Source organism: Streptomyces sp. NRRL B-24085 (assembly GCF_001282115.1).
GTDB lineage: Bacteria > Actinomycetota > Actinomycetes > Streptomycetales > Streptomycetaceae > Streptomyces.
Genome location: NZ_LJBR01000180.1, coordinates 1 through 7,397 on the forward strand (window position 1 = coordinate 1; position 7,397 = coordinate 7,397).

A 7,397-nucleotide genomic window follows, 5' to 3' on the forward strand; every position below is an offset into this window, starting at 1 on the left:
GCCACGGACCCCCCGCTCGACCGCCGGAGGCCACCCCGCGATGTGACAGAATCTCCCCTTCGGTGGGTCACCCCGTGGTTCAGGTACGGGGTGACCCACCGTTCGGCTTTCCGAGGCGCGAAAAAGAGCCGGACCCCGGCGCCCGGGGGGAGGGGCGCCGAAGTCCGGCTCGGGGAGAGTCCCGGCGCCGGGGGGGATTGCGTCGGGACTTGGTTCAGAAGGGTCCGAAGGTCAGGTCCTCGGGGCCCGAACACCTGGACCCTGAAGACTTGTTCCCAGGGTCCAGCCGGTTGAAGCGGCCTAGTACAGCCATGTTCGCGCGGTCTTTCGCCACCCGGCGTACGCGGGTTCACCCGCTTAAGCCGCCGCGTCGAACCCGGTGGACCGCGCCAGCTTCTTCAGCTCCAGCAGGGCGTGCTTCTCGATCTGCCGGATCCGCTCACGGGTGAGGCCGTGCTCCTTGCCCACCTCGGTCAGCGTGCGCTCGCGCCCGTCCTCGATGCCGTACCGCATCTTGATGATGGACGCGGTGCGCTGGTCGAGGCGGCCGATGAGGTCGTCCAGCTCCTCGCTGCGCAGCAGTGTCAGCACCGACTGCTCCGGCGAGACCGCCGACGTGTCCTCCAGGAGGTCGCCGAACTGGGTGTCGCCGTCGTCGTCCACCGACATGTTCAGCGAGACCGGGTCGCGGGCCCAGTCCAGGACGTCCGTCACGCGCTCGGCGTTGGAGCCGAGCTCGGCGGCGATCTCCGCGGGCTCCGGGTCGCGGCCGTGCTCGCGGTTGAACTCGCGCTGCACACGGCGGATGCGGCCCAGCTCCTCCACGAGGTGGACGGGCAGCCGGATGGTGCGGGACTGGTCGGCGATGGAGCGGGTGATGGCCTGACGGATCCACCAGGTCGCGTAGGTCGAGAACTTGAAGCCCTTGCGGTAGTCGAACTTCTCGACCGCGCGGACCAGGCCGGCGTTGCCCTCCTGGATCAGGTCGAGCAGGGGCAGGCCGCTGCGGGGGTAGCGGCGGGCCACGGCCACGACCAGACGGAGGTTGGAGCGGATGAACACGTCCTTGGCGCGCTCCCCCTCCTCCACCAGGGCCTCCAGCTCTTCGCGGGTCGCGTCGGCCTTGGCTTCCTCGTACCCGTCGAGGACCTGTCGGGCGAACACACCCGCCTCGATGATCTGGGACAGCTCGACTTCCTTGGCGGCGTCGAGCAGCGGCGTACGCGCGATCTCGTCGAGGTACATGCCGACCAGGTCGCGGTCGGCGATCTCGCCGCCATGGACGCGAACACTGCGTGCCGCGTCGGTAGACCCGCCGGTGGCGGACTTACGACGGGCGACGGCACGGGTTGCCATGCGTGCTCCCTTGCGATGTTGGGTCAGCGGGTGGTCCTTCGGACGCTGGGTCCGGGCTCCGGTTGCTTTCCGGACTCTCCTCGGGTGCCCTGCATCCGATGGAAACAACGACTGGAAACCGGACAGAATTCCCAACCCGTCACCCTATTTTTCTGATCTTGCAGTACCCTGTCCGGCCACACGAGGAGGCGTGATGTCGTCGGAACATGCAGAGGTGCAGGTCAGGCCGGGAGCCGAAGGCGACCTCGAGGCCCTCACCGACCTCTACAACCACTACGTCCGTGAGACGCCGATCACGTTCGACACCGCCGTCTTCACCCCGGAGGAGCGCCGTCCTTGGCTGCTCTCCCACCCTGAAGACGGCCCGTACCGGCTGATGGTTGCCACCGACACCGACCCGACAGGAACCTCACAGCGGATCCTCGGGTACGCCACCTCCAGCCCCTTCCGCGCGAAGCCCGCGTACGCGACCTCCGTGGAGGTCACGGTGTACCTCGCCCCGGACGCGGTGGGCCGGGGCGTCGGCACGCTCCTCTACAAGGCCCTCTTCGAGGCCCTGGCGGGCGAGGACCTGCACCGCGCCTACGCGGGCATCGCCCAGCCCAACGAGGCGTCCACGCGGCTGCACGAACGCTTCGGGTTCCGGTACGTCGGCACCTACCGGGAGGTGGGCCGCAAGTTCGGCCGCTACTGGGACGTGGCCTGGTACGAGAAGGACCTGTAGGCCCGCGCGGAAAAGCTCAGCCGAACTGCACCGACCGCTTGGCCATGCCCATCCAGAAGCCCTCGATGACGGACTTCTGCGTGTCCAGCTCGCCGCTCACGTCCGCCGCGCCCATGGTGACGAAGAGGGGTGCGAAGTGCTCGGTGCGGGGATGGGCGTAGCGCCCGGCAGGGGCCTTGTCGAGGAAGTCGAGCAGGGAGTCCACGTCCCGCGCCTCCAGGGCCCGCCGGCCCCAGTCGTCGAACTCGGAGGACCAGGTGGGCACGCCGGGGCCGGTGTGGCGCAGGGCGGCGAGGTTGTGGGTGAAGAAGCCGGAGCCGACGATCAGGACGCCCTCGTCGCGCAGCGGGGCGAGCTTGCGGCCGATCTCCATGAGCTTGACGGGGTCGAGGGTCGGCATGGAGATCTGGAGGACGGGGATGTCCGCCTCGGGGAACATCTCGACGAGCGGGACGTAGGCCCCGTGGTCCAGTCCGCGGTCCGGGATGTCCTGCACGGGGGTGCCGGGGGCGCGCAGCAACTTGCGGACGGACTCGGCGAGTCCGGGGGCGCCGGGGGCGTCGTACGTCACCCGGTAGTAGTGCTCGGGGAAGCCCCAGAAGTCGTAGACGAGCGGGACGGGGGTGACCGCGCCGAGGGCGAGGGGGGCCTCCTCCCAGTGGGCGGAGACCATGAGGATCGCCTTGGGGCGGGGCAGGTCCGCGGACCAGGCGGCGAGCTCACCGGGCCAGATCGGGTCGTCGGCGAGCGGCGGGGCCCCGTGGCTCAGGTAGAGGGCGGGCATGCGCTCCAGCGTGTCGGCGGACATGGCGGGGACTCCTCCGGGACTTCCGATGCGACTGATGCTTCAAATTTAAAGCTTCTACTCGCATGACTGTACGCCTCATTTGTTTAACCTTCAAGGAGAGAGCTCGTAGAGTGGGACACATGAACACGGCATCCGCCCCCGACGAGGAGCCCCAGTGGCTCGACGACGAAGAGCAGCGCATCTGGCGCTCCTACGTGCACGCCACGACCCTGCTCGAGGATCACCTCGACCGCCAGCTCCAGCGGGACGCGGGCATGCCGCACATCTACTACGGGCTGCTCGTCGGCCTCGCCGAGGCCCCGGACCGGCGGCTGCGGATGACCGAGCTGGCCATGAAGGCGAAGATCACCCGCTCCCGCCTCTCGCACGCGATCGCCCGCCTGGAACGCAACGGCTGGGTGCGCCGCGAAGACTGCCCGGACGACCGGCGCGGCCAGTTCGCGGTGCTCACGGACCCGGGCCTGGAGATGCTGCGGGGCGCCGCGCCGGGCCATGTGCGGGCCGTGCGCAACGCCCTGTTCGACCGGCTCAGCCCGGAACAGCAGAAGTCCCTCGGCGAGATCATGCAGATCGTCGCCGAGGGACTCCAGCCGAACGAGGCGGGCGCGGACCTGCCCTGGCTCCGCTGAGCCGCTCACTCAGCGAGACCAGGGCAGTTCCTGGGGCCGTGCGTACGGAGCGTCCCCATCCCCGTACGCACGAGGTCTTCGAAGGGGTACGGCCGGACGGTCGTCGTCAGTGGGCGACGACCGGTACCGCCAGCTCCTCCTCCGCGCCCGCACCGGAACCGGCCACCGCGGCCGTGTCCGGACGGCCGGCGTTGACGAGGGTCCCGACGATCACGGCGGCGAGCACCAGCATGCCGACGGCGAACCAGATCGCGTTGGTGTAGCCGTGCACCTGGCCCTCGAGCGCCACGAGCTGCTGCTGCGACTTGGAGGCCGCGGAGCCGATGTGGTCCTTGATGTACGAGGTCGTGGCCGACGCGGCGATCGTGTTCAGCAGGGCCGTACCGATCGCGCCGCCCACCTGCTGCGAGGTGTTGACCATCGCGGAGGCGACACCGGCGTCCCGGGGCTCGACGCCCAGGGTGGCCAGGGACATGGCCGGCATGAACGCCGTACCCATGCCGAGGCCGAGCAGCAGCATCGCGGGCAGGATCGTCGAGGCGTACGACGAACCGATCTCCAGCTGGGTCATCAGGAGCATGCCGACCGCGGCGACCAGGAAGCCGGGGCCCATCAGCAGACGGGCCGGCAGGCGGGTCATCAGACGGGTGCCGATCTGGGTGGAGCCGACCATCATGCCGACGATCATCGGCATGAAGGCGAAGCCGGTCTTGATCGGCGTGTAGCCCTTCACGATCTGCAGGTAGTAGGTGAGGAACAGGAAGGTGCCGAACATCGCGATGATCGCGATGCCGAGGGAGAGGTAGATCCCGCCGCGGTTGCGGTCGGTGATCACGCGCAGCGGCAGCAGCGGGGCCTTGACCTTGGCCTCGGTGACGACGAACGCGATCAGCAGCACGGCCGACGCGACGAACATGCCGACGGTCACGGAGTCGCCCCAGCCGTCGGACTCGGCACGGGTGAAGCCGTAGACCAGCGCGACCAGGCCCAGGGTGGAGAGCAGGACACCAGGGATGTCGAGCGGGTTGCGGTTGCGGCCGCCCTCCGGCTCACGGATGACGAAGTACGCGCCGAGCGCGGCGACGATCGCGAACGGGATGTTCACGAAGAAGGTCCAGCGCCAGTCCATGTACTCGGTCAGTACACCACCGAGGATGAAGCCCACGGCACCGCCACCGCCGGCGATGGCGCCGTAGATGCCGAACGCCTTGGCGCGCTCCTTGGCGTCCGTGAACATCACGGCGAGCAGGGAGAGCGCGGCGGGCGCGAGCAGGGCGCCGAAGACACCCTGGAGGGCACGGGCGCCGAACATCATGGCGCCGGAGGTCGCGGCACCGCCGAGCGCGGAGGCCGCGGCGAAGCCGATCAGGCCGACGACGAAGGCGTTCTTGCGGCCCCACAGGTCGGCTATGCGGCCGCCGAAGAGCAGGAGCCCGCCGAAGGCGAGGGCGTAGGCCGTGACGACCCACTGCCGGTTGCCGTCGGATATGCCGAGGTCGGTCTGGGCCGACGGCAGGGCGATGTTCACGATGGTGGCGTCGAGGACGACCATCAGCTGGGCGAGCGCGATGAAGACGAGCGCTTTCCAGCGGTTGGCGTCACCGGACGGAGCCGGTGCGCCGGGAGCCTTTGCGGCTGTTTCAGACATGGGGGTACCCACTTCGGGACTTCGGAACGGAAAAGGTGATCGAGGACGTACTAAGGACTGGTCTGGTGTTCTGAACTCATCGGCGCCGGATCGGGTCAGACCTGGCGCAGGTCCTCCAGGGTCGTGGCCGCACCCGGGAGGATGGAGCGGGCCGGGGCCCGCAGTCCGTCCAGGAACAGCTGGAGATGGCGGTGGACGAACCGGTCGACCTGGAAGCAGGCGGTGCCCGCCGGCGGCCGGCTGAGCTGGGCGACCACGAGCAGCAGGTCGCCCGAGTCCACGTCGGTACGGAGCTGGCCGGCCGCCTTGGCGCGGTTCATGAGCTCGACGACGAGCTCCTCGCACCGCACGCGCGCGGCCTCCAGGTCCGGGTGGTTCTGGTCGAAGGTGCTCTGGATCATCGGGCACAGCGCGCTGATCCGCTCGTCGGCGGCGGTGTGCACGAAACGCTCCAGCGCCCCGAAGGCGTCGCCGGTCTCCGCGAGCGCGATCTCGGCCGCCTCGGTGGTGCGGTCCATGACCGAGCACACCACCTCACGGACGAGCGCGTCGCGGTCGGGGAAGTTGCGGTACACCGTGGCGTTGCCGACGCCGGCCCGGCGGGCGATCTCGTCGAGCGGCACGTCAGGGCCGAACTCGGTGAACATCTCGCGGGCGGCGCTGACGATCCGCTCGCGGTTGCGCAGGGCGTCGGCGCGGGGCCGGGGCGCCTTGCGCTGCGCGGTCGTCGTGGCGGTCACGGTGCACTCCTCTGGTCGAAGACTTGAAGCTTCACGATCCGGGGAGGCAGTCCCCGTTTCGCTCGGACACAGGTCTAAACGGGGAGACGCTCCCCGGTTATTTCGGGTTGAGAGGAAATTGTGTTGTGACCTGAGTCACAGATCAGGAGATACCCACGTTCGGTCTCCTCCAGCGCGCGTGCGCCCCTCCCCCGGCACAGGGTGATCGGAGAGGAGCAGCCTTCTGACCAGCGGCTGCCGCGCTCCGAGAGGTGCTCGCATGCCGTGGACCAGACGTCGCATACGCCCGCGCCGCGTCGCCGCCCTCGCCTCCGTGGCCGCGCTCACCCTCGCGGTCAGCACCGCGGCCGGCACCGAGCACCCCGCCTCCGGGACCACGACCGCCGGCCCGGTCGCCGTGGCCCGCTCCGACTCCCACGACGCCTGTCAGATCAGCGGCGGCCCGGCCGTCCAGATGTCCGAGGGCCTGCCCACGCCCGGCGGCTACTCCCGCTCCACCGGCACCGTCCACGCCCTCACCCTGATGATCGACTTCTCCGACGCGCCGGGCTCCGGCCCTGCTCTCGATCGCTTCCGCGAGTTCTTCCCCCAGACCCAGGACTGGTTCCGCACCAGTTCCTACGGCCGCCTCGACTACCGCCCCGAGACGCCGATCACCGACTGGCTGCGCATGCCGAAGTCCTTCCGGGCCTACGGCATAGAGCGCGGCGCCCCGTTCGACCCCGGCTACCGCCGGCTCGTCCAGGACATCGTGGCCGCCGCCGACCCCAAGGTGGACTTCCGGTCGTACGACTTCCTGAACGTCCTGGTGACCCCGAACGCCGGCCCATCCGCCCTGGACACCGTCCTGTCGGTGACCTTCGCCGGCAACACCGACGCCCCCGTCGCCGACGGCGTCCCCGTCGCCAACGCCTCCTTCGTGTACTCCCGCCAGGACGACGGCTCCGGTTCCTACCCGCAGACCGGTTACCGGGTCCTGCCCCACGAGAACGGCCACGTCTTCGGCCTGCCCGACCTGTACACCCAGAACGGCGGGGGCGCGGTCGGCCACTGGGACATCATGAGCGAGGACTGGGGCGCCAACAACGACCTCCTCGGCTGGCACAAGTGGAAGCTGGGCTGGCTGGACTCGACTCAGGTCAACTGCGTGACGTCACGCGGCACTTCGGAGTACACGCTGACTCCGCTGGCACGGGCCGGCCTCGGCACCAAGCTGCTGTTCGTCCCCCTCGGCCACCGCACCGGCTACGCGATCGAGCTCCGCACCCGCGAGGGCAACGACGAGACGGTGTGCCGGCCGGGCGTCCTCGTCTACAAGGTCGACGCGGACGTGGACACCGGGCGGGGCCCGGTCCGCGTGTACGACGCACACCGCGACAGCGGCGGCTGCACCCGCAGCCCCAACGTCCACGCGGAACTCTCGGACGCCCTGTTCACGACCGGGGAGGAGTTCCGGGACCCGGCGAAGGATGTCCGGGTACGGGTTGTGGGG

At 69.7% G+C, this 7,397-nt stretch carries 7 protein-coding genes; 3 read left to right on the forward strand and 4 right to left on the reverse strand.

Annotation, left to right across the window (positions count from 1 at the left end; genetic code table 11):
* Positions 1–357: 357 nt before the first annotated feature.
* Complete coding sequence (locus tag AOJ26_RS20685) at positions 358–1,356, reverse strand: sigma-70 family RNA polymerase sigma factor (protein WP_053849817.1); 999 nt, start codon at positions 1,354–1,356, stop codon at positions 358–360.
* Positions 1,357–1,549: 193 nt separating this feature from the next.
* Between AOJ26_RS20685 and AOJ26_RS20690 the strand changes: the two genes are divergently transcribed.
* Complete coding sequence (locus AOJ26_RS20690; RefSeq protein ID WP_053849818.1) at positions 1,550–2,080, forward strand: GNAT family N-acetyltransferase; 531 nt, start codon at positions 1,550–1,552, stop codon at positions 2,078–2,080.
* 16 nt (positions 2,081–2,096) lie between these two features.
* Here the strand turns inward: AOJ26_RS20690 and AOJ26_RS20695 are convergent, their stop codons facing one another.
* Positions 2,097–2,888, reverse strand: coding sequence for a dioxygenase (locus AOJ26_RS20695; protein WP_053849819.1), 792 nt, complete (start codon positions 2,886–2,888; stop codon positions 2,097–2,099).
* A gap of 119 nt (positions 2,889–3,007) precedes the next feature.
* Here AOJ26_RS20695 and AOJ26_RS20700 point away from each other — a divergent pair, with 119 nt between their 5' ends.
* Positions 3,008–3,517, forward strand: a complete 510-nt coding sequence (locus AOJ26_RS20700) for a MarR family winged helix-turn-helix transcriptional regulator (protein WP_053849820.1) — start codon at positions 3,008–3,010, stop codon at positions 3,515–3,517.
* Between the two features lie 106 nt (positions 3,518–3,623).
* Here the strand turns inward: AOJ26_RS20700 and AOJ26_RS20705 are convergent, their stop codons facing one another.
* Positions 3,624–5,165, reverse strand: coding sequence for an MFS transporter (locus AOJ26_RS20705; protein WP_053849821.1), 1,542 nt, complete (start codon positions 5,163–5,165; stop codon positions 3,624–3,626).
* 95 nt (positions 5,166–5,260) lie between these two features.
* The gene (locus tag AOJ26_RS20710; protein WP_053849822.1) at positions 5,261–5,905 is read right to left on the reverse strand and encodes a TetR/AcrR family transcriptional regulator; all 645 of its coding nucleotides are present in this window, start codon (positions 5,903–5,905) and stop codon (positions 5,261–5,263) included.
* 259 nt (positions 5,906–6,164) lie between these two features.
* Between AOJ26_RS20710 and AOJ26_RS20715 the strand changes: the two genes are divergently transcribed.
* On the forward strand, positions 6,165–7,397 hold a 1,233-nt coding region (locus AOJ26_RS20715), incomplete at its 3' end, for a M6 family metalloprotease domain-containing protein (RefSeq protein WP_053849823.1).

Bases quoted from the DNA above. Each gene is read 5' to 3' on its own strand.
- AOJ26_RS20700 (WP_053849820.1), top strand. From the start codon at position 3,008: ATGAACACGGCATCCGCCCCCGACGAGGAGCCCCAGTGGCTCGACGAC.
- AOJ26_RS20695 (WP_053849819.1), bottom strand. From the start codon at position 2,888: ATGTCCGCCGACACGCTGGAGCGCATGCCCGCCCTCTACCTGAGCCAC.
- AOJ26_RS20690 (WP_053849818.1), top strand. From the start codon at position 1,550: ATGTCGTCGGAACATGCAGAGGTGCAGGTCAGGCCGGGAGCCGAAGGC.
- AOJ26_RS20685 (WP_053849817.1), bottom strand. From the start codon at position 1,356: ATGGCAACCCGTGCCGTCGCCCGTCGTAAGTCCGCCACCGGCGGGTCT.
- AOJ26_RS20705 (WP_053849821.1), bottom strand. From the start codon at position 5,165: ATGTCTGAAACAGCCGCAAAGGCTCCCGGCGCACCGGCTCCGTCCGGT.